This is a genomic window from Thermodesulfovibrionales bacterium, from assembly GCA_035622735.1.
Lineage (GTDB): Bacteria > Nitrospirota > Thermodesulfovibrionia > Thermodesulfovibrionales > UBA9159 > DASPUT01.
The window spans coordinates 22,749-49,556 of sequence record DASPUT010000077.1; the positions used below are offsets into that span (position 1 = coordinate 22,749).

22 protein-coding genes and 1 riboswitch are annotated in these 26,808 nt (G+C 49.5%); of the genes, 13 read left to right on the top strand and 9 right to left on the bottom strand.

Annotation, left to right across the window (positions count from 1 at the left end; all coding sequences use genetic code 11):
* Nucleotides 1–22: 22 nt before the first annotated feature.
* The 11 genes from VEI96_04225 to VEI96_04275 all read left to right on the top strand — a co-directional run bounded on the left by VEI96_04225 (nt 23) and on the right by VEI96_04275 (nt 15,198).
* A complete protein-coding gene (locus VEI96_04225; protein ID HXX57183.1) occupies nt 23–1,147 on the top strand; it encodes a glycosyltransferase family 1 protein in 1,125 nt (374 codons plus the stop codon).
* 97 nt (nt 1,148–1,244) lie between these two features.
* Nucleotides 1,245–2,360, top strand: a complete 1,116-nt coding sequence (locus VEI96_04230) for a glycosyltransferase family 4 protein (protein ID HXX57184.1) — start codon at nt 1,245–1,247, stop codon at nt 2,358–2,360.
* Nucleotides 2,361–2,537: 177 nt separating this feature from the next.
* Nucleotides 2,538–3,920: a mannose-1-phosphate guanylyltransferase/mannose-6-phosphate isomerase gene (locus VEI96_04235; protein ID HXX57185.1), complete on the top strand. Its 1,383-nt coding sequence runs from the start codon at nt 2,538–2,540 to the stop codon at nt 3,918–3,920.
* Nucleotides 3,921–4,114: 194 nt separating this feature from the next.
* On the top strand, nt 4,115–4,657 hold the full coding sequence (locus VEI96_04240; GenBank protein HXX57186.1) for a molecular chaperone TorD family protein: 543 nt from the start codon (nt 4,115–4,117) through the stop codon (nt 4,655–4,657).
* A complete protein-coding gene (locus tag VEI96_04245) occupies nt 4,658–4,897 on the top strand; it encodes an AtpZ/AtpI family protein (GenBank protein HXX57187.1) in 240 nt (79 codons plus the stop codon). It abuts the gene before it with no gap.
* Nucleotides 4,872–5,264: a hypothetical protein gene (locus VEI96_04250; protein HXX57188.1), complete on the top strand. Its 393-nt coding sequence runs from the start codon at nt 4,872–4,874 to the stop codon at nt 5,262–5,264. Before VEI96_04245 ends, VEI96_04250 begins: the two co-directional genes overlap by 26 nt.
* Before the next feature lie 91 nt (nt 5,265–5,355).
* Nucleotides 5,356–9,528 carry a PEP/pyruvate-binding domain-containing protein gene (locus VEI96_04255; protein HXX57189.1) on the top strand — a complete coding sequence of 1,391 codons (4,173 nt, stop codon included), beginning with the start codon at nt 5,356–5,358 and terminating at the stop codon, nt 9,526–9,528.
* A gap of 35 nt (nt 9,529–9,563) precedes the next feature.
* Nucleotides 9,564–10,829, top strand: coding sequence for a glyceraldehyde 3-phosphate dehydrogenase NAD-binding domain-containing protein (locus tag VEI96_04260; protein ID HXX57190.1), 1,266 nt, complete (start codon nt 9,564–9,566; stop codon nt 10,827–10,829).
* A 206-nt stretch (nt 10,830–11,035) separates the two neighbouring features.
* Complete coding sequence (locus tag VEI96_04265; GenBank protein ID HXX57191.1) at nt 11,036–11,464, top strand: SRPBCC domain-containing protein; 429 nt, start codon at nt 11,036–11,038, stop codon at nt 11,462–11,464.
* A 667-nt stretch (nt 11,465–12,131) separates the two neighbouring features.
* Nucleotides 12,132–13,469 carry an FAD-dependent oxidoreductase gene (locus VEI96_04270; GenBank protein ID HXX57192.1) on the top strand — a complete coding sequence of 446 codons (1,338 nt, stop codon included), beginning with the start codon at nt 12,132–12,134 and terminating at the stop codon, nt 13,467–13,469.
* 214 nt (nt 13,470–13,683) lie between these two features.
* On the top strand, nt 13,684–15,198 hold the full coding sequence (locus VEI96_04275) for a glycosyltransferase family 39 protein (protein ID HXX57193.1): 1,515 nt from the start codon (nt 13,684–13,686) through the stop codon (nt 15,196–15,198).
* 407 nt (nt 15,199–15,605) lie between these two features.
* On the opposite strand, the gene VEI96_04280 is transcribed toward VEI96_04275, so the two are convergent.
* From VEI96_04280 to VEI96_04300, 5 genes are all read right to left on the bottom strand, one after another.
* Nucleotides 15,606–16,823 carry a hypothetical protein gene (locus tag VEI96_04280; protein ID HXX57194.1) on the bottom strand — a complete coding sequence of 406 codons (1,218 nt, stop codon included), beginning with the start codon at nt 16,821–16,823 and terminating at the stop codon, nt 15,606–15,608.
* A 402-nt stretch (nt 16,824–17,225) separates the two neighbouring features.
* Nucleotides 17,226–18,299 (bottom strand): tRNA-dihydrouridine synthase family protein, encoded by a 1,074-nt coding sequence (locus VEI96_04285; protein ID HXX57195.1) that lies wholly within the window; start codon nt 18,297–18,299, stop codon nt 17,226–17,228.
* 128 nt (nt 18,300–18,427) lie between these two features.
* Nucleotides 18,428–18,715: an SWIB/MDM2 domain-containing protein gene (locus VEI96_04290; protein ID HXX57196.1), complete on the bottom strand. Its 288-nt coding sequence runs from the start codon at nt 18,713–18,715 to the stop codon at nt 18,428–18,430.
* A 199-nt stretch (nt 18,716–18,914) separates the two neighbouring features.
* Nucleotides 18,915–19,196 (bottom strand): BrnA antitoxin family protein, encoded by a 282-nt coding sequence (locus VEI96_04295; GenBank protein ID HXX57197.1) that lies wholly within the window; start codon nt 19,194–19,196, stop codon nt 18,915–18,917.
* A gap of 821 nt (nt 19,197–20,017) precedes the next feature.
* Nucleotides 20,018–20,569 carry a DUF1566 domain-containing protein gene (locus tag VEI96_04300; GenBank protein HXX57198.1) on the bottom strand — a complete coding sequence of 184 codons (552 nt, stop codon included), beginning with the start codon at nt 20,567–20,569 and terminating at the stop codon, nt 20,018–20,020.
* Nucleotides 20,570–21,281: 712 nt separating this feature from the next.
* On the opposite strand from VEI96_04300, the gene VEI96_04305 reads away from it, so the two are divergent.
* Nucleotides 21,282–21,527: a GlsB/YeaQ/YmgE family stress response membrane protein gene (locus tag VEI96_04305; protein HXX57199.1), complete on the top strand. Its 246-nt coding sequence runs from the start codon at nt 21,282–21,284 to the stop codon at nt 21,525–21,527.
* Between the two features lie 246 nt (nt 21,528–21,773).
* On the opposite strand, the gene VEI96_04310 is transcribed toward VEI96_04305, so the two are convergent.
* From VEI96_04310 to VEI96_04325, 4 genes are all read right to left on the bottom strand, one after another.
* A complete protein-coding gene (locus tag VEI96_04310) occupies nt 21,774–22,178 on the bottom strand; it encodes a PilZ domain-containing protein (protein ID HXX57200.1) in 405 nt (134 codons plus the stop codon).
* 82 nt (nt 22,179–22,260) lie between these two features.
* Nucleotides 22,261–22,599 (bottom strand): PilZ domain-containing protein, encoded by a 339-nt coding sequence (locus tag VEI96_04315; GenBank protein HXX57201.1) that lies wholly within the window; start codon nt 22,597–22,599, stop codon nt 22,261–22,263.
* 7 nt (nt 22,600–22,606) lie between these two features.
* Nucleotides 22,607–22,966: a PilZ domain-containing protein gene (locus VEI96_04320; protein HXX57202.1), complete on the bottom strand. Its 360-nt coding sequence runs from the start codon at nt 22,964–22,966 to the stop codon at nt 22,607–22,609.
* 54 nt (nt 22,967–23,020) lie between these two features.
* Nucleotides 23,021–23,449, bottom strand: a complete 429-nt coding sequence (locus VEI96_04325) for a PilZ domain-containing protein (GenBank protein ID HXX57203.1) — start codon at nt 23,447–23,449, stop codon at nt 23,021–23,023.
* A gap of 757 nt (nt 23,450–24,206) precedes the next feature.
* A riboswitch (cyclic di-GMP riboswitch) is annotated at nt 24,207–24,283 on the top strand.
* A gap of 87 nt (nt 24,284–24,370) precedes the next feature.
* Between VEI96_04325 and VEI96_04330 the strand changes: the two genes are divergently transcribed.
* Nucleotides 24,371–26,680, top strand: coding sequence for a PPC domain-containing protein (locus tag VEI96_04330; protein HXX57204.1), 2,310 nt, complete (start codon nt 24,371–24,373; stop codon nt 26,678–26,680).
* The last annotated feature ends 128 nt before the right edge of the window (nt 26,681–26,808 follow it).

Here is a 26,808-nt window from a genome sequence, read left to right on the forward strand (position 1 = left end):
CAGAAACCCGACCGTCTCCAACATGCGCGTCCTTCTCAACACAAAGCCGCTTGTTTTCTCGAAGAAAACGGGAATCGGGTATTATATCGATAACCTTTACCGGGCGCTCCGAGAATCCGGGGAAGACGTTATTCCGACCTTAAGATCGGAGTCATTAACGTTCATAGGCTATCTTGGAATGCTCTCTTCCCGATTACGGACACTCATCGGAAAGCGATACCCCGCCTTTATAGGAAAGATGGGAGATGCCCTCATCGAGCGTCTTAACAAGCACGAGAAGCATTTCGATATCTACCATGAGACAAGCCTTGACCTCATATCCGAAATTACGATAAAAAGTGTCTGTACTATTTATGATTTTTCGGTTGTCCGCTATCCTGAATATTTTGGGAAGGATTTTGCAAAAAGTGTAAGCCCGAATGTGGCGAAAAACGCGTCCATTGCTGAAAGAATTATCGTAACAACGCAATTCATAAAAAACGAGGCTGTGGACCTCATGAACGTGCCCGAGACTAAAATCGATGTCATCCCGCTCGCTCCTTCGGCGACCTATTATCCTGTCGAGAAATCGGCATCGCGACCTTCGGAAGTAAATAGATTTACCGAAAAAGACTATATCCTTTACGTCGGCACCATCGAGCCGAGAAAAAATCTCAAGACGCTCATGAGGGCCTTCAGGCAGACACGGTCGAGGAACGACATCGCTCTCATAATCGCGGGCGATTTTGGCTGGTTGTACGACGACATAATCCGCTATCCCGAGGAATTGGGCATTAGGGGAGATGTGATATTCACGGAATATGTCGATGAAAAAACCCTTCTCTATCTATACAATTACGCCCTGTTTCTTGTCTATCCGTCCCTCTATGAGGGTTTTGGCCTGCCCCCGCTCGAGGCGATGTCGTGCGGAGTACCGGTCATCATCTCGGATATCCCTCCTCTCACGGAAGTCTGTGGTGATGCGGCCCTGGCGTTTGATCCCTCTAATCACGAAGATCTTGCCGACAAGATGGAGAGACTCCTGTCAGAGGAGACTCTACGCTCTGCATTGCGCTTGAAAGGACTGCATCGGGCAAATAACTATTCATGGAAGAAAACGGCCCTATCCACTATCCAAACATACGAGAGGGCCATAGGGAGGAGGTAAAGGTCTCGTCATTTTTCGTGTGAAGGCCCCAAAGGCGGCAAGTCGTCTTCCGTAAAAAGGATTTTAGGTGCGGCGCGAAAATGGGTGCGACTGAGCGATGAAACTTCTCCATCTCCTCTATGAGAGCAAAGATGACGCATTCGGCATCGGCGGTGTCGGTATCAGGGCGTACGAGATTTATCATCGTTTAAAGGATCGTCATGACATAACCCTCTTATGCAAACGCTACCCGGGAGCCGTCGATGGATTCAGGGAGGGGCTGAAGCATATCTTTGTCGGCATCGAAAGCAGGAGCCTCATGAAAACGCTTCTCTCCTACGCCTTCCACGCCTCCCGGTTCATGAAACAGCGCGGCTCCGAATTTGATCTCATCGTCGAGGAATTCTCACCGGCCGTTCCGACCTTTCTCTCACGCTACGCTGAAAGGCCCGTCATACTGCAGGTCCAGGGGTACACCGGGAAAAAATACTTCGAGAAATACAACATCCTCTTTGCGACGGCGCTCTATTGTCGTGAGCGACGGGAACCTAAACAGTACAAAAATCTTATCTTTGTTTCGGACGTGTCGAGGAGGCGGTTCGACCTCTCCCCGTCCAGTGACGTAAGGGTCATATCCAACGGCATCTCGGCGGAGCTCCTCGATCTCGCGATAGGGGAGTCTGACTACATCCTGTACCTCGGTAGGATTGATATACACCACAAGGGACTCGATATCCTGATCAGGGCATTTCAAGAAGTGGCCTTTGAATTCTCGAAGATAAGACTCGTCGTTGCGGGAGACGGCCGTGACAGAAAGAAACTCTCGCAGCTCCTGACGACGCTGCCGGAGCGGACGAGGGAAAATATCGTCCTGCAGGGCTGGGTGGATGGCGACGAGAAGGAATCCCTTATCAGCAACGCGCTCTTCCTCGTCGTTCCCTCACGCTACGAAACTCAGGGCATTGTCGCCCTCGAGGCGATGGCCTGCGGCAAGGCGTTGATCACGAGCGACATCACGGAACTCGAGTATGTGAGATCGAGCGGAGCAGGCATTGCATTCAGGTCCGGAGACGCGGGCTCACTTGCGGCCGCAATGAGAAATCTCCTCTTGAGCAAGGACCGCGCCCTTATGGGTGAGAAGGGCAGGGAATCGGTACGAGAACTTACCTGGGAGAACATCGCTCTGCGCTACGAGGACTTTCTCCATGATGTCCTGAGAAAACATAGCGCGTGAACTATCGGCCCCGGATCTCAAATGAGACGGTTAGAGGCAAAATCATTTCAGGATGGACGGGTCTATACATGAGGTTTCGTTTCCAAAAAAGAGAGGGCTTCCCTTTACCTTCTCTTCTACAAATATGATATAGTACTGCGGGAGACCGATAGTGCTTCGAAACATCAACGGAAGACCGTGAAGACGATAATTCTTGCGGGCGGTAGTGGTACGCGCCTCTGGCCGCTGTCCCGGAGGAATTTTCCGAAGCAGTTCCTCAAACTCAAAGGCGAGAAATCCCTCCTCCAGCAGACCGCTGAGAGGCTTTTAAAGCTCGTCCGTCCGGAAGACATCATCATCATGACAAACAACGACTACAGGTTCCACGTCTCTGCCGATCTCGACGCCATCTCTCCCGCACTCTCGAAAGACATGATCCTTGAGCCGGCCAAGAGGAATACCGCCCCTGCAATCGCACTCGCGCTGAAATACTGTATAGAGAGGATGGGTTGTGATGCCGACGAGGTATTATTTGTCTCGCCTTCTGACCATGTCGTGAGTCCTGAGAGCAGGTTCATCGAGTATGTCAGGAGAGCGGAAGAGATCGCAAGAAAAGGTTATATCGTGACCTTCGGAATCAAGCCCCTCGGTCCTGAAACGGGATACGGGTATATCAAGACCGGCGAGCGGAGCGAAGACTTTTACCGAGTCGCGCGGTTTACGGAAAAACCCGACATCGAAACCGCCACCCGGTATCTGAACGACAGCAGCTATCTCTGGAACTCTGGGATGTTCGCCTTCAGTGTCGGCACACTCATGGAGGCCTTCAAGGAGCATTCACCCGACATATACGGAAAAATGGATTCATCCTTCGACAATCTCCTTGCACGTTTCGGGGAGATGCCCGATATCTCCATCGATTATGCCGTCCTCGAAAAGTCGGACCGGGTCGTGACGATCCCTCTTGACATTTTCTGGAATGACATCGGCTCCTGGGATTCCCTCTTCGAGGTGCTCGGCAAGGACCGCACCGGGAACGCGAAGGTAGGAGACGTTGTCGCCATCGACACGAGGGACTCGATGATCATGTCGGACAAAAGGTTGATAGCTGCCGTAGGACTCGAAAACCTCCTCGTGGTCGAGACAGACGATGCCATACTCATCACAAAGAGAGGAGACTCCCAGAAGGTGAAAGAGGTGGTTGTACTGCTTCAGGCCCAACGGAGGATAGAGGCGGTCGAGCATAGGACGACGTACAGGCCCTGGGGCGAATATACCGTCCTCGAAGAGGGGAACCGGTACAAAATAAAACGGATCGTGGTAAAACCGAAAGAGAAACTGAGCCTCCAGATGCATCACCACAGGAGCGAGCACTGGATTGTGGTTCAGGGCACCGCAAAAGTCACCATCGACGACCGCGAGATCTTTACGCACGAGAACGAGAGTATCTACGTCCCCAAATCAACCCCGCATAGACTCGAAAACCCGGGCAAGGTACCCCTTGAGTTAATCGAGGTTCAAAACGGCGAATATGTCGGTGAGGATGATATCCAGAGATTCGATGACATCTATGGAAGGTAGCGACCCATAACCGCCCGGGTTCAGGGTTTGACCTCCCGAGGGATCCTCGAAGAAATTCCGCAGCCCCTTTCTCGGAACAAATATCCTATGAAACGAATCTGCCGGCCTCTCAGTTCGCAATCAATGGCCATTTTTGATAAAATCTATGCAATTGAGCCAGAATGTTTGGTAGCCGAAGCGGAGGATGAAGGGAAATGGATGGCGACGACATCGATGAGCGGGCGTCTCTCTATAGGCTCTTTTCGTCCCTCTTCGTGAAAGAGCCCGATGAAGAACTCCTGGTCAGCATGAAATCGATGTTCAAGATGGCATTTGACGACACGGAGCGCGAAATCCGTGAGGATTTCGGTTATCTTTTCCTCGGGCATGCAGGTCATCTCCAGCCTTATGAATCCCTTTACAACTATGCCCTGGGGGACCGGCCGAGGCTCTGGGGGACCGCCACCGGAGAAGTTCAGGGGCTCTACCATTCAGCAGGCGTCATGATCGATGAAGAGATCGATCTCATCCCGGATCACGTGTCTGCGGAATTCCTCTTCATGAGCTATTTGATAGAGAACGGTCTCAGAGAGGAACAGAGACGGTTTCTCGACGACCATCTCTTCGCGTGGATACCCGCATACTGCGACGAGATGCAAAAGCATGCCCGAACGACCTTCTATCGCGAGGTTGCCGGGCTGCTCAAGGAATTTGTATCATCCGATTCGCAGGAACTCGACGACAGCGGAGGCGAGTAATTGCCCGAGAAACGGGGAGACAAACCGCTCTTCAAACAGCTCTTCGAGGCGAGCACCGTCGGGATCCAACTCGTCCTCTCGACATTCGTCGGGTTCGCCATCGGATACTTCCTCGATAAGGCATTCAAGACGTCTCCCTGGCTGACGGTAATCTTTCTCCTGCTCGGTATCGTCTCTGGATTCGTCGAACTCCTGAAGGTCGCAAGAAAACAGAATGGGACTCGCAAAGAGGATCGTTAAGCAGAGCGTAATCGTCACCATCATCCTGGCCCTGCTTTCCCTGCTTGTGGACTGGAGGGCCAAGGCGTTCCTGTTTTTGAAGCCTTCTGGGAATCCGGACTTTATACCCATAAGCATCGTTATCGGCGCTTTGATCGGTCTCGTCAACCTCCACGGCCTCATATGGAGTCTTGAAAGGCTTCTCGGTGGGCAGAGGGCGACCGGAAAGCTCGTCTTTGTGAGCATGTTCAGGCTCGTCATCCTCTTCGGCCTCATCATCATCCTCGTCGCGCTAAAACTCGTAAACCTCCTCGGCCTTGTGGCCGGCATGACCGTAGTTTTCGTTATTCTCGTAAAAGAAGGGCTGAAGATGGCGCGGCAGCAGTAAGTTCATGCCTTCGCGGACCTCTCCTATAAAATCAATCCATAATGATATATAATGAATCGAGAGGACCGATTTCATTCTATGCGTGGTCTGGATGGGTAGAGAAAGGGACTCAGATACTTCGGCATTCCTTCCCCCCAAATATGGAGTCTTGAGGGAAGTGGTCCGGGACTACCCTAGCCTCCTGGCGGGTACCGACCAATTACTCATCCGGTTGAATGCCCATAGGAACGGTCAGGAAGCGGTGCTCGAGGAACTCCGGGCATATGCCCTGAAACATTTCTCTATCCATGACCATCATGAGAGAGGGCCGGAAGCGGTCGGGGTTATTATCTCCGTTTTCATTGAGGCCATGGACTCTCCTCACAGTCACGTGCGGGCCGCCGCAGCGGACAGTCTCCTCTTTTACCTGGAGAAAATTCTTGAAGGGGCCGGCCCGGATATCGAGAAGTATGCGCATGTCCTTTCCGAATGTTTTTCCCGGCTCTCCCTGCTGTCGGGAGATGGTCTCCTGCTTCTCGCGGCGAACCCCCATCAGGTGAAGAAACTCGGTAGACAGATACTCGACAAGAAGTGCGGGAGTCTTGATATCGCCTGTTACGACGAATTACTTTCGCGGTGTCTCCTGACGACCTACGACTACTGGCTGAAGGAGGAAGATCTTTTGACGCACTGCCGAGACAGAATCGATTTCGCGCTCACGGAAAAGGAATGCGGCGCACTCGAGGATCTGTTTTATCCCGTATCTCATGCGAACCTGAAGGAGCTCATCATCCATGTGAAAGATCTGAAGACGACCAACGTGAAGGACCCCCGGGCATACCTGGAAGAGCTCTTGAAATTGCCCGGATATATGCAGGTGGCCGGTTATTACGAGGACCTCATCGGCCTTCTCCCCAAAACAGGGGATCGGGAGCGATACCACGTCTTAAAGATGATCCTGCTCTCGAGGTTTCTCGAAACGAGGGGGCTTGGGAGCATCCATGAAAATACGCTGAGGGAAATGAGCCGCACGCTCGTGGGGATCGTGAAGACCGAGAATCACCGTGTGAGGGAATTTCTGACAGAGTCCATCGGCGTCCTGAAAAAATGTTTCGTGACATACCCGGAGGCGACCCTCTACTGCATCCAAGCGGTCGGCAATGAGGTATTCGCGCAGGGTGACAGCAACCTCGTCGAATGGTTCATCCAGAACGTGATCTCTGTCGGTTTCCAGTATCCGGATGTGGCCGGCCTCACCGATGAGTGGCAAGTGAGGTCGAACAAGAACCATCTCAAGAATATCCGCGTCTGGCTCGAATTGATCGAGAATAACCCGAAGTGGTCGAAGTCCCTCATCTCGGCCCTGATCATTAATCTCAGACTCGGTGGTGTCCATATCAATGACACGGACCTCTTTCAGAAGGACGTCACGAGAGTCCTAGAGAGCGATATCGAGCCAGTCTACTGGTTTATCAAGCAACTGGCGCAGGTATTCCCTGTCTATTTCAATGAGATCAATGCCGAAGGATCTTTGCGGGACGTCTCGACGGCGCTCGATGTCGCAGCAAAAAACGCGGACCCTCTCGTCCATTTCCTGCGTAAATATTGCCATGTCGAGAGCAGTTCCCTCATCGTCGACCTCATCGAGGAAACGCTCACGTTCTTTCTGACAAAGGACAGGAGTCCCCTCGAACGGTTCTTGCCCGAGGATGTCTATCGTCAGGTCTCAGCCTCAGGCCCTTACATCGACGATATGAGCACGATCTTCGCCTCCCTTTTCAAGGAAAGGGGAATGCATCAGGTCGCCGAGCTCCTCGGCCTCGACGAGAGAGACATCCGCGCGCTCGTTCATGCGATACCGGGAGTCCCCCAGAGGGAGAAAGAGCGGGCGTGTCTCGCGATAAAGTTGTATCAGCTTCTCTACGAGAAGTACCGGCTGAGTCCGCAGAACATCGTTGAAGAGTTGAGGCGCTTCAGTACGATGGGACTGCCCAACAGCGATGCCCTCATCGCGGTCTTGCGGGAAGGCGATACCTCCCAGCGTCTCGATGAGATCCTGAAATACCTCCAGCTCCTGAAAGATATTATCCTTTCGCCGGAGCGGTATGAAGCCGTCGAAGACATATCCCGCAAAAGACATATCGCAGCCGGCATCCCCTCGATGTACGGAAAGTACAGCGAGAAGAAATTCAATGCCCTCTCTCTCACGTTCCGTCTCGAAAATCTCGCGAACATCCTCTTCGAGGAGCTGACAGAGACGTTTCATTACCGGTTCATCACCCGGGCCGCCCTCGTCAGGATCGACAAGTGCCTGCACCTCTTTTTCAGGGCCTTGCGGCTCGACGGAATATTCTCGAACAGGCTCGATAACATGTTGGAACTGCTCACCGGGGCATTGGAGGAGATGCGGTTTTCCTTCTCGCAGTATCTTGACATCTTCAGGGGATTTTCAGAGGGCGTGCAGGATATCCTGAACACGTACTACAGCGGTATTCACAAGACCAATCTGAAAAACCTGATCCTCCAATTGGGGCAGGAAAAGATACTGCCGAAATACCTCGACACCCATAACGGCAGGAATGAGTTCGAGTTCGTCAATACCGTGACAGAGCGGTTTCTCAGGGATATCGTATCCGGTTCCTTCGGGCTCCAGCAGCTGGACAATTTCATCAGCAGGATACTCAGGACCCTCTTCGAGCAGGCTGAGGGCCTCGACATCAGGAGTCTGCACCTCCTCCTGAATTACGACCCGAAGAAGGCCCTGTCCGCCGTGCATGTCGCAAATAAGAACACCGATGATCGCATCCATCTCGGAAACAAGGGATACAACCTCGTCAAACTCGCCTCACTCGGCATACCAGTCCCTCCCGGTTTCATCATCACGACCGAGGCCTTTCGTTGCATGCCGGCGATCTCGCAATTCAGGCCAGTCCGGGATCACCTCCATGAAGGAATCGGGGACCAGATGGGAGAGCTCGAAAAGCTGACAGGGAAGAAATTCGGAGACCCCGCCAATCCCCTTCTCGTATCAGTCAGAAGCGGTGCCGCGGTCTCGATGCCCGGCATGATGAATTCCTTCCTCAATGTGGGTCTCCACGAGGCTGCTGTCGAGGGGCTTATCGGGCAGACGGGCAGGCCATGGTTCGCATGGGACTGTTATCGGCGCTTTCTGCAGTGCTGGGGGATGTTTTTTGGCATAGACAGGGACATCTTCGACGCCATTATCGATTCGTTCAAGCGGAGGTACGACGTCGGCGTCAAGATTCAGTTCACGCCGGAGCAGATGAGAGAGGTTGCCTTCGCGTACCGGGATGCCATGAAAGAGCACGGGGTCTCTGTGAGTGACGACCCGAAGACCCAGCTTGAGACGGCGATCTCCCTCGTCTTTCGCTCATGGAATTCAGAGAAGGCCCACACCTACCGCGAGATCCTCGGAATCTCCGAAGACTGGGGAACCGCGGTTATCGTTCAGGCGATGGTATACGGAAATCTCGATTCCACTTCAGGTACGGGCGTCCTCTTTACCCGCAATCCGTGGGGTTCCGGCGACAGGGCGATGCTCTGGGGCGACTTCACGACGGGGGCGCAGGGGGAGGACGTTGTGTCGGGACTCGTGAAGACCCTCTGCATATCCAATGAGCAGAGACTCATCGAAGAACGGACGTCGGACGTCTCGCTCGAAGACCGATTCCCGGAGATATACGGCGTTCTCCTCAAGATCGTCAAGGATCTCATCTATCGGGAGAAGTGGGGGGCGCAGGAGATAGAGTTCACCTTTGAAGGCGAGAAGGAGGAGAATCTCTACATCCTGCAGGCCCGCGACATGGCTGTGACGAAGAAAGACAGTCTCACCGCTTTCGTCCCTTCGGCAGAGCTGACAGCATGCTATCTATCGAGCGGGATCGGGGTAGGCGGGAGCGCCCTCAGTGGAAGAGTCGTCTTTGATTTCTATGAAATGGAGAAATTCAGACAGGAGGACCCTGCCGTGCCGCTCATCTTGATCAGGGCGGATACCGTTCCTGACGACATCGGGTATATCTCGGCAGCGGACGGATTGCTCACCGCGCGCGGCGGCGCGACCTCTCACGCAGCCATCATCGCCAAGAAGCTTGGAAAGACCTGTATCGTCGGCTGCAGCAAGCTCGTCGTATGCGAAGAAGAAAAAAAATTCCGGTTGAACGACAGGGTGATCAGCGCAGGCGATTTTCTGAGCATCGACGGCAGGAACGGCTCGGTCTATCTCGGCAGTCACAGGGTGGAAGAGATACAGTTTCTGACGGCATAGGAAACGACAAAATCATTAAAGGAGGGCTTACTGCGATGACCGAAAGAGGTGCGAAGATGATCTCGGAAAAAAAACCGGTACTCGGCATAAACGGCTTGGGCAGAATCGGGAAGCTGTCCCTCTGGCATCATATAGGCAGAAAATTCTTTTCCGGCATCGTCGTGAACGTGGGCAGGAAGGCCGGGACCAGCCTCGAAGACATCGCCCTTTACATCGAAAAGGATTCCACCTACGGAGCCTTACACAACTATCTTTACGGGTACAGGTCGCAGAGACTCATAGGGGATCTGGACGAAGAGAAGGGGACGATGCGCATAGACGGCATCCCGGTTACCATTCTGAGGGAAAGCCGCAACCCCAAGGACATCGCCTGGAAATACCACGGGGCGAGAGTGGTCGTGGATGCCACCGGGAAATACGTAGACCCGGTCCCGCCGCCGGACGCGAAAGACGGCTCCGTGCGCGGTCATATCGAGGCGGGAGCAGAGAAGGTCATCGTTTCGGCGCCCTTCAAGATTAAGGAAAAGGGGCGTCATCTGCCTGAAGATACGAAGACCCTCATCATGGGCATTAACGACGAAGTCTACGACCACACGAAACATCATGTCCTGTCCGCCGCGTCGTGCACCACGACGTGCCTTGCCTATATGGTCAAACCCCTCCTCGACTACTTCGGCCCGAAGAAGATTCTAAGCCTGTCGATGGCGACGATCCATGCCGCCACGGGGTCGCAGGAGGTGCTCGACAAACTGCCGAAGGCCGGGGCAACGGATTTGCGCAAGACGAGAAGCGTCCTGAACAACATAATCCTCACGAGGACCGGCGCCGCGAAGACCCTTGAGCAGGTGATCCCCGAAATGGGCACCATCGGGTTCATCGCCGAATCGGTGAGGATACCGACTACCACAGGCTCTCTCATAATCCTCGTGATCGCCTTTCACGACGAAGAGGACAACCCGCTCATCAACAGGGCCCTCATCAACGGCATCTATCGCGATGCGGCAGTAAAAGAAAAGAGGGGGTATCTGAAATACACCGATGAACAGAATGTCTCGACCGACATAATCGGATATTTCGGCCCCGCCGCGATCATTGAAGGGAACGAGACGCATACGCGAACCGCTGTCGTTACCCTCGATGTGGCCAGACTCTGCGGAGAAGTCCGCGAAGGCGCAGGGGCCACCCTGAATATCCCCATCACTCAAGCGATAACGCACGGCTGGTACGACAACGAACTCGGGAGCTACTGCAACATGCTCGGGGACTTGACCGTGAAGGTCGCCTCCACGGTTTATCAGTAATCTTCGGGTCATCGAGATTACGGAGGGTCTCACGGGTGAAATACACGATCTCTCCTGCAGTCGCCGGTCCCACAGGATCTCCCTTCATGAGCTCATCTGCCGTTCCCTGTTTGCCCCCTTTCCTTGACACCGGCACTTTCGGTGCTATCTTTTAGATAGGAGAGAGAATATCCCTCGGAAGATAATTTAATAAGGAGGCTCAAATTATGCCGGATATTCTTCACAGAGTTGGAATTAAAGCAACATCCCAAAAGATTTTTAAAGCCCTGTCCACTACTGATGGGCTTTCTCACTGGTGGATTGTGGGTACAAAAGGAAATCCGAAACGAGGTGGAATTATTGATTTCGGGTTCGCCAATATGAGAGTTGTGGAGTCAAAGGCCAACAGAGTAGTGAAATGGAAATGCCTGAAGGGACCAAAAGAGTGGGTGGGTACGGACTTAACCTTTGAATTGAAAGCAAAGAAAGATCAGACTTTCGTCTTATTCACGCATGCCAACTGGAAGAAGCCCGATGAATTTATGCGGCATTGTAGCACCAAGTGGGCCATATTTCTTTTGAGTCTAAAAGATTGGCTGGAGAGGGAGGAAGGCCGTCCTGCACCTTATGATGCCAAAATCAGCGTTGGTGATTAGGCAGATTTCTACACAGAAGCCCCACTGAACAGCATTTGTCCACGTGAGTTGCAGTAGACTCACACTTTCATATAGAGGCCTTGTCCTGAGCGTTGAGATTGCGCGGTAAGTACACCGACAACTCGATACAACGAATATTTTCGCTGGAGCAAGATTTCCGATTATACCTCACACGGTTCTGTATTATCCCCATCTAGAGACTTCATGTGGTCGACGAAAATGTGACTTATGGGATTATAGTAGTACATCGTTGAAACGACAAACGCTTACGGATTAATAGTTGTTTTTGTATTTTTAGATAAGATCCTTTATGATATTTCATCAATTTTCTTGAGAATATTTGAGAAAGAGAGCTTCACTGAATCGAGGTTGAACAAAAGAAGTGCCGACCGTAGATCTTCTCGGTGCGAGTATTCTCTTTGCCTTCTCGAAAACTTACCCGGATTTACTCGTTATGGGGCCTACTGGCAGTGCTGGCTCCCCTTTCAGACAGGAACCATTATGAGCATGGGCAGGTACTTGATGGTCTTTTTCCCCCTGACGATCTATGCCCGTTGTTCATTGAAAAAACAAGCTACGCTGAGAGATGTCACGCTTATGACCTATTCATCACTTCTTGTCGTTTTCGGTGCGCTGTTTAGCAAGTTATATTTAATCGAATGAATGTATGAAAATGAAAGATAGACATATAACCATTTTAGGCGCAGGGCCTGCAGGTCTTGCCGCCGCTTACTATGCAAGAAAACAGGGACTACCCTTCACCATATATGAAGCGAGTAATCGGATTGGTGGTAACGCAATTACCGTGCGGCACGGTGATTTTCTATTTGACTCCGGAGCGCATCGCTTTCACGATAAGGATTGGGAAATAACGAGAGAACTAAGAAATCTGATGGGCCAAGACTTAAAAAGAATTGATGTTCCCAGCAAAATCTATTACAACCACAAGTTCATAGATTTTCCGCTTTCACCACTCGATCTGTTCAAGAAGTTGGGATTACGCACTTTTATGAGGGCGTGCCGAGAACTGGTAATCGCAAGGATGAAGAGCAGGAGGGAAGTAGAGAATTTTGAACAATTCGCTCTGCGCACCTACGGTAAGACGATAGCTGAAAATTTCTTGCTTAACTATTCGGAGAAGTTATGGGGGGAACCCTGCGCTAAGCTTTCGCCTCACATCTCGGGGAAGAGAATGACCGGGTTGAATGCAAAGACATTCCTGAAGGAAGCTCTTTGGGGAAACAGGGTGAAGACAGAACATCTGGATGGGTCATTTTATTACCCTGAAAAGGGCTTTGGAACGATTGTCGAGAAACTTGCTGGGTTCTGCATCGAAGAGAACGTTCGCAGGAATGCCAAGGTAACAAACATTTACCATGATCAGAAGAGGGTGGTCGCCATAGAAATTAACGGCGACGAACGAAGAGAGGTTCTTGATGTGGTGAGTACGTTACCGTTGCCTCACCTTGTAAAACTTATGGTCCCTTCACTACCGCAAGAGATTCTGTTTCTTGCAAATGATCTCCGGTTTCGCAATCTGATTGTGGTCACCGTCTTTCTGAATAAGGACTCGATCACGGGCGATGGATCTATATATTTTCCTGACCCGACATTCCCCTTTACCAGGGTATATGAACCGAAGAACAGGAGCACATACATGTCTCCAGCCGGAAAAACATCACTCTGCGCTGAAATTCCTTGCTTTGCAACAGATGAACTATGGACCATGGAAGATGATGACTTAATTGAATGTGTTTCTTCCTCTTTTGTGAAACTCGGATGGGTGAGGAGAGATGATATCTTAGACTCTAGAGTCATAAAGATACGGTTCGCCTATCCCCTCCTAGAGGTCGCCTCTGAAAGAAAGAGCCGGACAATTATTAAACATTTCGAAACTTTCAGTAATATAAAAATCTCAGGAAGAAATGGCAGGTTTCTTTACGCGCATTTTCATGAAATGATGAGATTCGGTAGAGATATTATTGAAGAATATGTCTCCTCATAAAAGGTAATGAAGAAAAAAGAGTGCTTCTGTGAGGAATAAACAATCCTCAATGCGCGGAGGAATCCCGTTACTTGTCTGGAGCGGTTCCATTTCCGGTATTCTGTTTGGTGGTCTCATAATGGTCCTCCGCGTCTTTAATGGTCAACTCGAAGTTTTGGCAGGTAAGCTTTCCTCGGCAGGAAAATGTGTCAGTTGTAGCCCGGCGACATTTGAAATGCTTAATATCTCTATCGGAATGGCGCTGATTTTTCTGTCGCTCTTTTTCGTCGCGAGTTACTTTCATAGAGAAGAGATCGGAACTTTTCTTAAAAAGACTTATTTGAAACTTATCGGCTCTGTCATAGCGATTCTTTCCCTACGCATTCTCTTCATTTCCCTCGGCAGGTTTTTCCTCCGAGATGAGCTGGAACACGTTCATGCGGCATGGTATATCATGAACAGCTTTGTCCCCTATACGGAGTTCTTCGAGCATCATCACCCTCTGCTATGGTTCGCCATCACACCCGTGCTTGGCACGATCGGATATTCAGCGGACGCACTTCTCTGGCTCAGGATCGCGATGTTTCTTGCGACGGCCGGAACAGCCTTTCTGACCTATGCCATTGCCAGGCATATAACTAGATCGCCGGAAGCGAGTCTTCTATCAGTCCTCTTCCTGCTCTCGACCGTAATGTTCGTGGACGCGGGCATAGAGATCAGGCCCGATGTGCCTCAGGTGCTTTTCGGATTGATCTCGGTCTATTTTCTCTTGCTTTTTCTCGATAGGGAGGAGACCAGATACATTTTTTTTGCAGGGCTTGCCGCTTCAGTCTCGTTCTTGTTCTTACAGAAGAGCGTTTTTTTGTTGATAGCCTATTGCATGATATTCCTCTTTAGATTGATAAGGGGAACCATGTCCGTCAGGTCTGTCATGTATTTCATTCTTTCGTTCTCTTTGCCGCTCTTCTTTTTTTTCGTATATCTGATCCTGTCCGGGGCATTCAGGGATTATTTCTTGATGAATTGGCTTTTCAACATCCATCGGGCAACAAGAATCCCGGCGCTTCTCACTTTCAAAGTCTCTTTCCTTCAAAATACTCTTCTTTGGTTGCTTTCACTATTTTCGGTGATTTTTCTCTTAGGAAAAAGGGAAGTCAACGGAGGGCTGAAGACTGTCGGCTTTATCGGTGCAGTGCTTCTTGTTGTTTTCGGTTTCGCTAAGAATGCCGCTAAGCAATATTGTCTCTTTCCTATTCCTCCTCTCTGTGTCTGTTCTGGGTATACCATAAAATGGGCCTTTGAGAGAATGAGATTGCGAGAACCCCATAAATTGGCAATCATCGCTCTCTTCCTGTCTGTACCGATGTCTATTCTTTTCATGACGATACTACCTTCAAACCAGAGGCAATTGGAAGTAATCGATTACGTCATTAAGAATTCCCAGGAGACTGATTTAATCTATGACGGCGATGTTAAATTTAATCTGTTTAGAAGGGATATACATTACTTCTGGTTCTATGCAAATGCAAGCGAGGACACGATAAATATGTATAACAAAATAACTCAGAACAGCTACCTCGAATATGACGTCTGTGCACTGGTCAAGACCAGGAGACCAGTATTTATCTCTGACTTCGGACTCGATATGAAGAGGTGTCGATTACTTGATCTCTATGAAGAGACGAGATTCGGCGGCCTCTACAAGAAGCGATGGGGAGGCTTTGCAGTAAGTGGTCCAAGAGCAGAATGAAATCCGAGATTTCACTTTGCTCTGTTCGGTGTTCTATAGTCTATCGGCATAAAAATCGAATTTACGAAAGATATAAGAATATGAACCGACAGAGATTTTGGAGATACCGCATAATAGGGCTCATCGGTGGCATCGGGAGAAAGCCTCAATAGGTATTTCTTTCCGGAAGAAACCTAGCATTTGTAACAGAACCGCATGAGCGTTGACTACAGGAGGAAGAAACCCTGATTTCTTGATCGGTCTCATCGAACAATTATTAATAGCGATAATCGTGACCGAATGAGTTGACACCAAGTTAGAAAAGGCGTTTACAACAGCTGTCAAGAGAACTGCTGTCTAGTGCATGTGAGTATGTCTGTTTAGACGCTTCCCTCTATCAGCTATTCCTCTAGCAACGTGTATCGTCTTTATCGTTGGCTATCTCTTATCGCCATCACTCCGGCTTTGTCACGACTCGATTCCCCTTGCATGGGTTCGGAACCCGCCTCACCGAAATCCACAAGATCAAAGGTAATGGGACTCGAAAAGATTAGACCGAGTCTCACCCAATACTTTGCATTGTTGAAACTCACACACGGGACATTAATGGCAGATGTCTGTGCGTCATAGGCGGCACACATTCCGTCATCCACCGCCTGTGAGATTCCATACGTCTTTAAGATGAATCCGTTCTTCATCTTGAGTATTGAGTCTTTGATCTGATCCTTCAACGGAATGTTATCATCGGGTTTGCAATACTCTCCGCAGTTTAGCGATGTATATTCATGCCAATACGGCGTGCTCGCAACTTCTGCGTCCGAGCGAACTGTGAGCGGGGTATTCTGGATGTTTATGTTCTCGGCTACGGGAAGATAAGAGTTCAGAGGACCTGAGATGAAATCGCCCAATGCCCAATAATTCACGGCCCCCCTGGCATCGGGCATGCAGCCATCACAACCTCCCGCGGTCAATTCCGTGGACAACCAGAAATTGGTAAAGGTTGTTATGTAAGCGTATACATTATTCGAATTCAAAGGGTAAAAAGGCATTGTCGTCGGCAATACCGGAACATTTACCGTACCAATCGGCGAGCTGAGGGTAATGTCAAGATCAGCAACTATCGGCGACGGCCCCTTTGATTCAAGCGCCAAAGCCAAATACGTGAGAACCGTACCCCAACTATGGGAAATGACGACAAATCTCCCATTCTCACTCAGTGCCCTTTCGTAAGATTGTCTCAACATCACGCGGAGATCCGCCACGGTTTCAGATGTCTTGTTCGCATCTCCCGACCATTGATAGGGAAGAATCGTTATGCCATCGCCCTGACCCAAATCCATCGGGGAAGATGTCAACGCAGAAAATAGGTACAGATCGTCAGCTTGCGCGCTGCCCGAAGATAGCGTGTTCGCAAAACTGAGTCCATCAACAGCGACGACATAAACATTGCCGGGCAATGCGAGATCAAGCCAATAACGTGAATCTCCGAAACTTAAACAAGGGATATTTAGCGTGGCGGAATCGATGTTCACACTCGCGCATTGATCGGCCTTTGCAAAGGAGGGAGACAAGAGCATTGTCAGTACGGTTAATGCGAGAAACAATTTTGAGATACCGTTTGATCTAAAGTAATCACATCTATTCATGGAGCACCTCCTCCGTCTCCTTATCGCTCCTTCATCCGTTCCATGATAGAGTCTCTCTGCAGCATGAGGCATTCTACAAGCATCTGACTCCTGGAAGGAGCACGCTGACAGCTTTGCGATCAGCTACAAAACTTATAGCAGGAAAGAGTTCTCAGTGTCAATCGGCTAATGATCGCATAGCCTATGAAACTCCATTTCACAGTGAAATCCCGGAGGACCTTCATGGAAAGAGCCGTCAAGACGGTTGTCTGATGTCGGTATCAACTACACCGACCATACAACACAGTTCAAGAAGATGCAACTGTGAAGATATGTGAGAATAACACGCATAATGAAGCAGATCAACGGTGCGCATTAAGACCAAAGTCCAAAACCGAAGTCTTTTACCTGCGCTTATCGCGGTTACCCAATGTTTTCATTATCGCCGACTCCGGTCCTTGTCGCGGCCATGCGCTCCTTGCTGTTGTTCGCAAAGAACGTCCAGGCCCTTTCCCTTGCTTCACCCATACTACTGCTTGACTGAACCTTGGACGCCAGAGAGTGTCCGAATTTATAATTCCGGGCAAAGTAGTGGGTAAATTCCTTCAGTCTCCCCAGGCAGTATATGGGGCGATAATACGCGTCCAGAGCTTCGAGAAAGGCGGCGTACACATCCGGCAGCGAAACCGCCGGCTCCGTGATATCACCGTGGAATACAGTCCTCGCAACTTCAGCGAAGAGCCAGGGTTTTATCACCGCGCCCCGCCCGAGCATCAACCCATCGGCACCTGATACTTTCAGGCATTGTTCCGCGTCCTCTATTGAGAAGACTCCGCCATTGGCGATAACAGGTATTTTAATGCATTCCTTTATTTCGGCTATATGTGCCCAGCGCGGTTTTCTTGCAAAGGATTCATATGTGAACCTGGCGTGCACTGAAAGCATATCAATTCCCTCACCTTCGAGCATGGAGCAGAACGTCTTCACTTTACCACTGTCAGAGTCGTTGCCGAGGCGGATCTTCGCGCTCAAGGGCAGGATAGTGCGCTTTCTGGCCTCGGCCACGATGCGGCGGGCATCCTCCGGCTGTTCCATCAGCATGCTACCTGCGCCGAATTTGCTGACCGCAGGTGATGGGCAGCCCATGTTCAAATCAACCGCGTCAGCCTTCAATGCGTGAAGCGCGTCAATGGCCCGGCCTATCTCTTTGTCGGTGGCAGTGAGGAGCTGATAAGAGAGCGGGCTTTCCCTTTCGGTTCTGATCAGATACGGGGAGATGCGGGGATTTTCCGTGGGCAGTCTTTTTGCCGAGAGCATTTCAGTAGACAACAGGCCGACCCCGCCAAAGCCGATCATGATCCGCCGGAGGGCGCTGTGGGTAAGACCTGCCATCGGCGCAAGGAAAAGCGGCGGATCGATCAGCAGATTGCGAATCTGCATCGCTTGCGGCGGTGTTCGCACATTCGTTTCAGCTTTCATCGACAGTAAGGGACACATTCCCTATTTCCTTCACTCTTTCCTCAGCCTTTCCGGCAAAGCACAAAAAAAGAAGCACATTTCCCAAACGATGTGTCTTTCAGCGCTGATTCATTCCGTGGCTGCTTTGTACTGGATACATCAGATGACTATTCGCTGAGATGCTTATTGACTAATTTGGTCATCTCGAACATTGAGACCTGGTTCTTCCCGTCGAATACCGCCAAGAGATTCTCATCTGCATTGATATTTCTCTTATTCTTTGCGTCCTGGAGATTATGTTGCTTTATATACTCCCATAGCTTCTTGGTTATCTCTGTCCTTGGAAGCGGTTCATTCCCCACTATCTTAGCCAGCGCCTCGCTGGGTTTCATGGCCTTCATAAATGCCGGATTAGAGGGTCTCTTCTTTGCACCTTTCTTCTCAGTCTCTGACATCATTCTTCTCCTTATGGTTGCGGTTTTAGAGTCTCAGTTCCTCTTTTTCAGAACTCAGGCATCTAAAAGTATACACTAATCGCACAATTCGGCTCTTATCCAACGCTATTGATAGTTCTGCAGATTTCCGGTTGAACTATAAACAACCAGACTCGAGACGAAAGGCATTGAGTTCAGGAAGGAGCACAAATATGGCTTCTTATTTCGCCGCGCCGTGCAATTCCTCTTCAACCCTTTCAGACAGGAATATCTTTAAGAGCGATTGATAAGGAACATCCCGTTTATTAGCAAGTACCTTAAGATGCTCAATGAGCGATTCGGGCAGACGAATCGAGATCGTTTTGGTTGATGGTTTTAAGTGTGGAAATACTACTCGTTTTGCGGTCGAGTAGTCGACGTACTCCGTGGAATCGTGAGTAGCCCAAAACTCGGCTTCTTCTGCTTCACTCTTAAATTTGGGTATCTTCTTGAGTCTGTTCATATACTCTTCTCTCCTTCCGATTCATGTCACGTGCCGAAATTATCCTTATCCTGGCACGCCTCAAAGCGAAAACGACAAAAAGCAATCTCTCCGTGTCTGTCTTCCCCAGCGCGAAGCATCGATCCTCAGTTGTTGAGTGCGGCATATCTTTTCTAACAATTATCGGATCGTTAAAGAATATCTCTTCGCATTCGATATGGGAGACTCTATGTCTCTCCCAATTCTTCTTTATATTTCCCTCGTCCCATTCGAAACCTTCAACCGAAGCCCAAATGTCAGTCCAATCTTTCATATGCGTATATTACCAATATATACAAAAGAATGTATCCTGTCAATTCTTGGTGACCAATTTGCGTCCATTTACGAGCGTAACCCGCACCAGCTACCAAAGTTTAGATATCAGGACTACAGGACTTTTTCCTCTGGATTTTACGGACTGAACCAGATGCGGTGTAGATTCTTTGTTGGAGACAAGGTTACTGCAGAGCCCAACAGGCGACACTCATATTTCACAGGCTCTCGTCATAATGGACACTGGAACCGCCGGATAACGAAACCGAATTTCCGACCACAGATCCATAGAGGCTGCTCCCTCCTGACAAAGAAATACTGGCCCTTGGGGCAGAAATCGCACCATAGAGGGCACTGCTCCCTGAATAATTTGCCGAGGTGCAGAATTCGGGGCGTAAACGAGATTGACCCACGCGTAAGCGCCTGCCAAGTATCTCCCTTACAAGGCCTACCCCTCACGCGGGGAAGAAGAATTTCCAAATGTTCTAGTGTCCGCTCCTCACGCACCGAAAGTAGTACTGATTTGTCTTTTAGATGGTGACCACGCCATAGCCTCCACTGAAGTATGCAAGCCACGCGCGAGTTGAATCACTGGTGCTAGTTGTAGATGACCAGTAGATACCGCCTAAAACAGCAGAATCATCGGTAAAAAGATGCCCCGCAGGAAGGTAAGGCGCACTCCCGGCATTTGGATCTATAAGCGTAGCAAGTTCCTCTATTGACGGGAGCCGCCATCCAAAACGCCCTCCCACTGATAGTATTGTGCACGATGCGATGGCATCGTCTTCCACTTTGGTTATGCCACTTGTCTGCCGTTGCCAGACCAAGCCTGTTTCTCTGTCAAGCACTGCTGCGTCGTCGAGGACCGTCAGCCATCGAGCAGCACCAAGAATCTTCTGGCTCCAAGTCGGCATTGATGCTGCAGTTTGAATTGTACCATCCGAAAAAGCGACACCACCGTTCTGCAGTAACAAGTCGCCGCCGACTTCGACCCCAGATGAAGCGTAGACCACAGCGCCATAACTCACCAATGCAATCATAAATATAACTGCATTGCAAAATACAATATTTTTTAGGATCATGATTTTCCCCCCGTTTCCGTTCATAGGCTGGATGTAATTCCGCTTTGAAAGCCGCTCCTGGCAACATAATAGCATACCCAATGCACCATGTGAAGCGAAAAGAATTTTGCCGAGAGCCTCTCTTTAGTCAGCAAATACCTCGCGTCATAGCAGAGTCCAGAGAGTCTGTGGAAGCGACAAATAAATCTGCTTCCTGTTATTCACACTGTAAAGAGAGTCCTCTGCGATGGACGGGAACTCAAGGGCGAGCCAGAAGACTTCGATCGTTTTCTTTACGGCAAATTCGCGGCCGAGACGGTTGAGAGGTACATAAGAGAACGAGGTATTCCCCAGCCACAGTTTGCATATGTTCTTCACGAGCCAGTCCTTGACCCGAAAAGGTACGGCGAAACCGTCGCAGCAAAATGGGGCATATGGGTTAAAGTCTTTGACAGTCTCGAAGATGCTCTCGAATGGCTTAGATAGCCTCTAGGCAACTCACCGCGCCATTGACAAACTCATTCATTGCGATTTCTTAGGTATCTGATATACTTGATTCAGGAAGAGTTTGGTTGATCGGTCGGTAGGAGATATAGGCATTTCGCAAGCCTTGGCAGCAGAGTCGTAATAATCCTTTCGACGGTCACGGCGAATAACGAAGGAGGTCTCACGAAATTCGCCTGCTGCTACCGGGCAGTGTCAGTCGTGGTTATCGTGAAGGAGGGAGGGTAAAATGAGTTTTCTGTGGTTTCTCATCGTGGGTCTCGTGGCCGGTTGGTTGGCGGGGATGCTGGTCAAGGGCAGTGGCTTCGGTATTATCGGCGATCTCGTCGTCGGTGTGATCGGTGCCTTCCTTGGCGGTTGGCTTTTTAGCACCTTTGGTGCTTCAATCGGCGGCGGACTTCTAGGCAGCATCATTGTGGCGACAATCGGCGCGGTCGTGCTCCTCTTCATCGTACGTCTCGTCAAACGCGCGTAGTATCGTCACAAGTCGGACAAGTGGACGCAGGGTAACCCGCGGCAACGCCAAAGAGGGGTCCGCTCATGCCTCGCTACTGGTGTTTGCTGCACCTGACTCCTCGCGTCGTTACTGTCTGCTTTTCTTGTAAATCCTCAACGATTTCAAGTTCTGATAACTACGCAGTTGTCGGTGTACTGTTTGCGCAGGACCGGAATGCGATTCATTAATTCCGTTTACATCATCTATAAACGCAATTACTGACCATTACGATCCCATTTCGTCAAGGTGTTTACAGAACTTCAGGTAGGCGGAATCCTTTGCTGCTATCTTTACACCTATTAGACCATTCTTAATAGTCCTAATGACTTTCCCTTTCAGGTTTGATGTCTGCTTACCAGCTAGTTCGATATTAATGTCGAGTATTGTGTCAGGGTCAAATTGATGTTCTGTTTTTATGGACAAGCCGTTCATCGAAATATCTTGGCTTATACCCTCATACGTTATGCCGTTTGCCGTGAACCGTATACCACAACTCACCTCATACCTTCTATAAAGTCTGTCGTCCTTTCTTCTCTCTGCCGAGCGAAGCAGGAAAAGTACAACGCTTGCACAAATTAAGGCGGTTGCCACACCTAAAGAAATCAGACTTGTCAGTGTTGCTTTAAACATATTCCTTCCTTGGTCGCTTGTATTTTATTGTCATATTCTATGAAACAGTTTCTCGTTCACATTTTTAGAAACGCAAATCAATTTAAGCGCCCATTTGTTTTTCGTATGATTTTGCGATGCTCTCAATGAATCCCCTGATTCTTGCCCTCTGATCGTTATGCAGGTCAATAAACACAAGGCCTGCGCCAATGCCAGGCTGACAATTCTTTACCTGCCCTTTGACTGTTATCTTCTCTTCTCCTATCGGAAGGGTAATCTCGACAACGTCATCCTCGTCAAAATAGCGCGCCCCCGAAACATAAATACCGGCTTCACTTATATCATAACTTGTACAGCAATGTATGCCGTCTAGCAAAATTTCCTCTCGAAAAGGAAATCTCCGGCAGTTTCTGCGTTCTGTTTTTTCTTCGTCGTCCTTCATAAATTTCTCACTGATTATGAAAATGTCTGAGAGAAGAGGTTAACTGCTCATAGAGCAACGGTTGTTTCGTTGAATCTATTTCCTCCTTGAATTGAATCCCCACATAATAAATATCCCTAATCTTTCTGCTATATGTGCTGATGCCGTCCACAGAAGCACTCTTCATCGATCCGTCGACCGCTATGAAATAAACATCGATTGATAGATCTTTGCCCTCCCTCAGTGGCTGGTCAGAATAAACACCGATTCCCGCCAAAGACATGTCGGCAACCATTGCCTGAATTGAATAGGCGTCGCGCCCGCCAGCAATATTGAGTGTCGCGGTTGCCGGCAATGCAATTCTTTTATGACTGCGTATCCTATACATATGATGATTGCCGTTTATTCTCAATATGCTTTCCGGAACGCATGTTCGACAATTCTATCCCGTCCTCTTACTCATGTCCTTCACCTCGACTGGAGTGAAATCATCATTCATGCCTATTGAAGACGACAAACTCTGCTCAAGTGAAGCGCGGTTAAGCAGATACCTGATAAAATGAACATAATTAGAATCCCTCTCAATGAGCTCGACTCCCATCCCAATTTTTTCTTTCTTCCCTGTCCTAAGCGCGGTCCCGGCGGGGCTTGCACAGGCTCTTTTGACCTTAACGCTAACCTTTGAAATCGCGCCATACGGTAGATAAAGTGCCATGTCGAGAATAGTATCCGGCGCCTGCGGATGGTCAGTTCTGATGAACATTCCGTGTAGCGAAAAATTGCTCGAAGTCCCAGTATAAATCATCCCGTTTGACACGAACTCAGTGTCACAGTACTTAATAAAGCGCTTATGCCTTCTTCTGTTAACCACGGTTCGTAAACACGCCTAGTGTTGTCTCGTCATTGGGTTTATCCCTCTATCTCTCTGCGAATATGCCTCACTTGCATTCTTCTCGTTTGAGGAGCGAAGCAGGAAAAGAACAAAGGCCCCACAAGACAAAATAGATAGCACACCCAGGCAAAGCACATTTATTATTGTCGGTTCAAACATATTGTTCCTCCTTCTTAGAGGTATAGTAGCAAGAGTTATTCCACGATTAATTATTTCCGCAATGCCCGAAAAAAAACCTAAATAACAAGATGTTACTATTAATTGTTATCGAGAGGATGACTCCTCTTTGACCGAAAATCATACGGGGTGACAAAAAAACGTACAGATTCCAATTAACTGAATTCAGAAAGACGTTTCTGAAGGATAAGAGGTTAAAATGAAGACCATGAGTAGAACTTATGAGCCTCTTTGAGCCCATCCGCTGGCCCCGGGTGACAGACACCAAGGGGGCCGGGTGATTGAGAGTTCGTCTCGCAACCAGTTGCCAAGACTTCTTCTGCTACAAGTTCCACTTTTCAGAGTCTCGGCTTTTCATATTTCTGTTTCTTCTGTTCAGGGTGTTCTCTCTTTATCCTTGTTCACCTTAACCGAAAGATTAAGAAAACGCATGGCTGCGATAGCTTCAGTGATCGAATAATCGAGAACCAGACGTCGTGGGGCCCAATTTACAAGCAGATATGTATATAAAATTGACACTTGGCTAGAGAGGTGCTATAAGGGAATTGAGGGGAGAGATTCCCGATAAAGCTAAACCCTCCGTGAGAAGGGGACGGAAAGCGTGCGGGTCTTAGAGAAGATGGCCGAGCTGCCGAAGGATTCTTTACAGACTGGTAGATGAGGTCACTTTAATAAGGGGCAAGCAAGACTAAGGCGTCCCCTTCCTATAAAGAGGAGGGCAATATGCGATATGTTTGCGGACTCCCGGTTATTGTTATATTCGGTTTTTTATTAGTTCTCCCTTTTCCCCAAAATGCTCAAGCCTCGCTCCAAAACGGTGTTCCTTTCGATACATATCTGGATTCAATGACTTATGCCAACATCGACATCTACGTACCTGCAGGTGCCACAAAACTCACTGTCACTATCAGTAATGGAAGCGGCAATCTGGATCTCTATTTGAAATACGGCAGTCCCGCTCAAGGCAACACTGTGGGGCAATTGAATGCTAACGCCGATGTCGTGTCGGCAGGTCCGACAGCGGATGAAACGATTGTGCTGACGCCTGAGACCACCCCTCCGCTGCACGAGGGGGTATGGTATGTTGCGACCTTGAACCTTAACAACACGAGAACTTATTTTGCATTAACCGCCACTGTGGAAGTTCCGATGGGCCAAGCGATTCCAATTCCAACAGAACAGGAAATGTGGGGTTACTCGCCTGTCGAAAAATGCATCGCAAATTATGATGCTGCAAGTTCCAAGCCGATATGCATTCAAACCTCCGTCCCGGGTGGTAAGACAATTACGGTCAAAGTTGAGGCCCAGCGATTTGCGGCACCGGTTGATATTTACTTCGGAATCTGTGCCAATCCGATCGACTCACGAAATATCTACCTCCTGTCATCAGATAACCATCTGCGACCGCTTGCCGAGGGTTATGTCCCTTGGCGCACAAACGTGGCGGGGCCTTTGAATGAAAATGTTTTGGGGGACATTCCCCTTTCGAGCCTTCCGCCAGGGAGGTATGACCTATATCTGGGGATAGCACTTTTGGGTCGAACAGACGTTTATTATATCTGGGCCACTTCTTATGTTATAAAGCCCGGGCCTGAGTATGTTGCAGATGGTGATGCCGCTTTTTTCGACGGCACGGTAGTCGTCCCAAAATCGAAAATTCAATTTCAGGGTCAGCTTTACGATGAAACGGCTGAAGTACCCGCTAATACTTTAGTTGGTGTCATCAAGTCGGACAAGATCTACCTTTATCATACGGCACTTGGTACCGTCACTCTTTCCGATGAGACGACGCGTAAGGCCATCGGACAATTTGTGATGGATTACTTTGAGAACACCTCATCGACAGCCACTGCGGGACTCAACACCATTGCGAGTGGCGACCAACTCCTGACCTACGCAAATCCCGCGGATCTCAAGACCGGCGTCAAACTCACGCGACTCGCCGAAAAAGAGGTTGAAGTTTTGAACGAGTTCCACAGGTGGGCTGCGATAGAGGGGACAGAGGGGAGCGGACCATATTTCCTACCGCCACCGGCTCGTTATCTCGATAACAACCTAATTCGTCTCTTTGGCAATTATCTGAAGTTATCGGAGTCCTGGTTCAATGCGAGCAACGAAAACAAGGAAACCGTGTATTTCACTTCAGATTCTCTGACGATTGAGACGTTCGGGGCAACATGGAGACCACTGCCCTATTTCCTTGCGGGTGCTACCGACATTGCCAATATGGTTGTTTCGTTGCTCTCTGGGCGATCGAATCCCGTAACGAACATCCCCATTGATGGCGAGGCCATGGCTATCCAGAAAGACCAAAAGCTTGTCGAAGCCCTTTGGAATATTGATCTTGCCGCCATGCTGTTCGAAGGGATAAAACTCTTCGCCGCCACATTCGATGTGAGCGAGACGCTTGAACCTGTAGTGAATCTGTGTTGCAACACGGCTATGGCGATTACTCATGCCTGGATCAATGGTCAGGCGGGAACGCCGCAAGCCAAAGCCAGCGTTAAGAAGGCCATTGAAGATCTGGCCAACGACATTCCGACGGCATTGATTAATGTTGGTACCGCGGGAGGAGGCACGCCCTTCTTTACCTTGGTAGACGGCATTGCAACCCTGGATTACATGGTTGAGGATGTTGTTATCCACGACCTTGAGGTTACTGGGGGGTCAGCCTACGATGAGGTCTCTATGAAACCGGAAACTTCAAACAACGTTGACCTATTCTCTTTCCCTTGGAGGGTATTTTGGGGCTGTGACGAGACATCCACCTCGTGCGATCCCGTGCCGAATTATCTCAAGTTTTATACAAATTATGTGTATGATCTCTTTGCCTCTCCCGATATGGCAAAGCCGGACTGGCACGGCAGTTGGTCTCGGGCTGGCTCAACCCTTACGCTCACGCCAACAGACGGCAAAGATTGCGTTTCATCCTATGTCGGAACACTGATATATCCCCATACAATCAAGGGATACTACACCCTCGGACCGAAATGCGCAAACCCGGGAGAGAAACATTACTGGATGGCACAGTAACGATACTGCAGGGATAAGAGAAAGGAGATGACTCATATTACAGTAATTTCATTTACAAGAGCTGCAATACGATGTTGACTGATGCAGATTAGGGGCATGATCGAGGCGATAGGCAATGGACCGGCTTT

What these genes read in the sequence shown, in the direction of transcription:
- VEI96_04225 (HXX57183.1), top strand. Translation starts at nt 23, where the DNA reads ATGCGCGTCCTTCTCAACACAAAGCCGCTTGTTTTCTCGAAGAAAACG.
- VEI96_04230 (HXX57184.1), top strand. Translation starts at nt 1,245, where the DNA reads ATGAAACTTCTCCATCTCCTCTATGAGAGCAAAGATGACGCATTCGGC.
- VEI96_04240 (HXX57186.1), top strand. Translation starts at nt 4,115, where the DNA reads ATGGATGGCGACGACATCGATGAGCGGGCGTCTCTCTATAGGCTCTTT.
- VEI96_04250 (HXX57188.1), top strand. Translation starts at nt 4,872, where the DNA reads ATGGGACTCGCAAAGAGGATCGTTAAGCAGAGCGTAATCGTCACCATC.
- VEI96_04255 (HXX57189.1), top strand. Translation starts at nt 5,356, where the DNA reads ATGGGTAGAGAAAGGGACTCAGATACTTCGGCATTCCTTCCCCCCAAA.
- VEI96_04260 (HXX57190.1), top strand. Translation starts at nt 9,564, where the DNA reads ATGACCGAAAGAGGTGCGAAGATGATCTCGGAAAAAAAACCGGTACTC.
- VEI96_04265 (HXX57191.1), top strand. Translation starts at nt 11,036, where the DNA reads ATGCCGGATATTCTTCACAGAGTTGGAATTAAAGCAACATCCCAAAAG.
- VEI96_04270 (HXX57192.1), top strand. Translation starts at nt 12,132, where the DNA reads ATGAAAATGAAAGATAGACATATAACCATTTTAGGCGCAGGGCCTGCA.
- VEI96_04275 (HXX57193.1), top strand. Translation starts at nt 13,684, where the DNA reads ATGCTTAATATCTCTATCGGAATGGCGCTGATTTTTCTGTCGCTCTTT.
- VEI96_04280 (HXX57194.1), bottom strand. Translation starts at nt 16,823, where the DNA reads ATGAATAGATGTGATTACTTTAGATCAAACGGTATCTCAAAATTGTTT.
- VEI96_04285 (HXX57195.1), bottom strand. Translation starts at nt 18,299, where the DNA reads ATGTGTCCCTTACTGTCGATGAAAGCTGAAACGAATGTGCGAACACCG.
- VEI96_04290 (HXX57196.1), bottom strand. Translation starts at nt 18,715, where the DNA reads ATGTCAGAGACTGAGAAGAAAGGTGCAAAGAAGAGACCCTCTAATCCG.
- VEI96_04295 (HXX57197.1), bottom strand. Translation starts at nt 19,196, where the DNA reads ATGAACAGACTCAAGAAGATACCCAAATTTAAGAGTGAAGCAGAAGAA.
- VEI96_04300 (HXX57198.1), bottom strand. Translation starts at nt 20,569, where the DNA reads ATGATCCTAAAAAATATTGTATTTTGCAATGCAGTTATATTTATGATT.
- VEI96_04305 (HXX57199.1), top strand. Translation starts at nt 21,282, where the DNA reads ATGAGTTTTCTGTGGTTTCTCATCGTGGGTCTCGTGGCCGGTTGGTTG.
- VEI96_04310 (HXX57200.1), bottom strand. Translation starts at nt 22,178, where the DNA reads ATGTTTAAAGCAACACTGACAAGTCTGATTTCTTTAGGTGTGGCAACC.
- VEI96_04315 (HXX57201.1), bottom strand. Translation starts at nt 22,599, where the DNA reads ATGAAGGACGACGAAGAAAAAACAGAACGCAGAAACTGCCGGAGATTT.
- VEI96_04320 (HXX57202.1), bottom strand. Translation starts at nt 22,966, where the DNA reads ATGTATAGGATACGCAGTCATAAAAGAATTGCATTGCCGGCAACCGCG.
- VEI96_04330 (HXX57204.1), top strand. Translation starts at nt 24,371, where the DNA reads ATGCGATATGTTTGCGGACTCCCGGTTATTGTTATATTCGGTTTTTTA.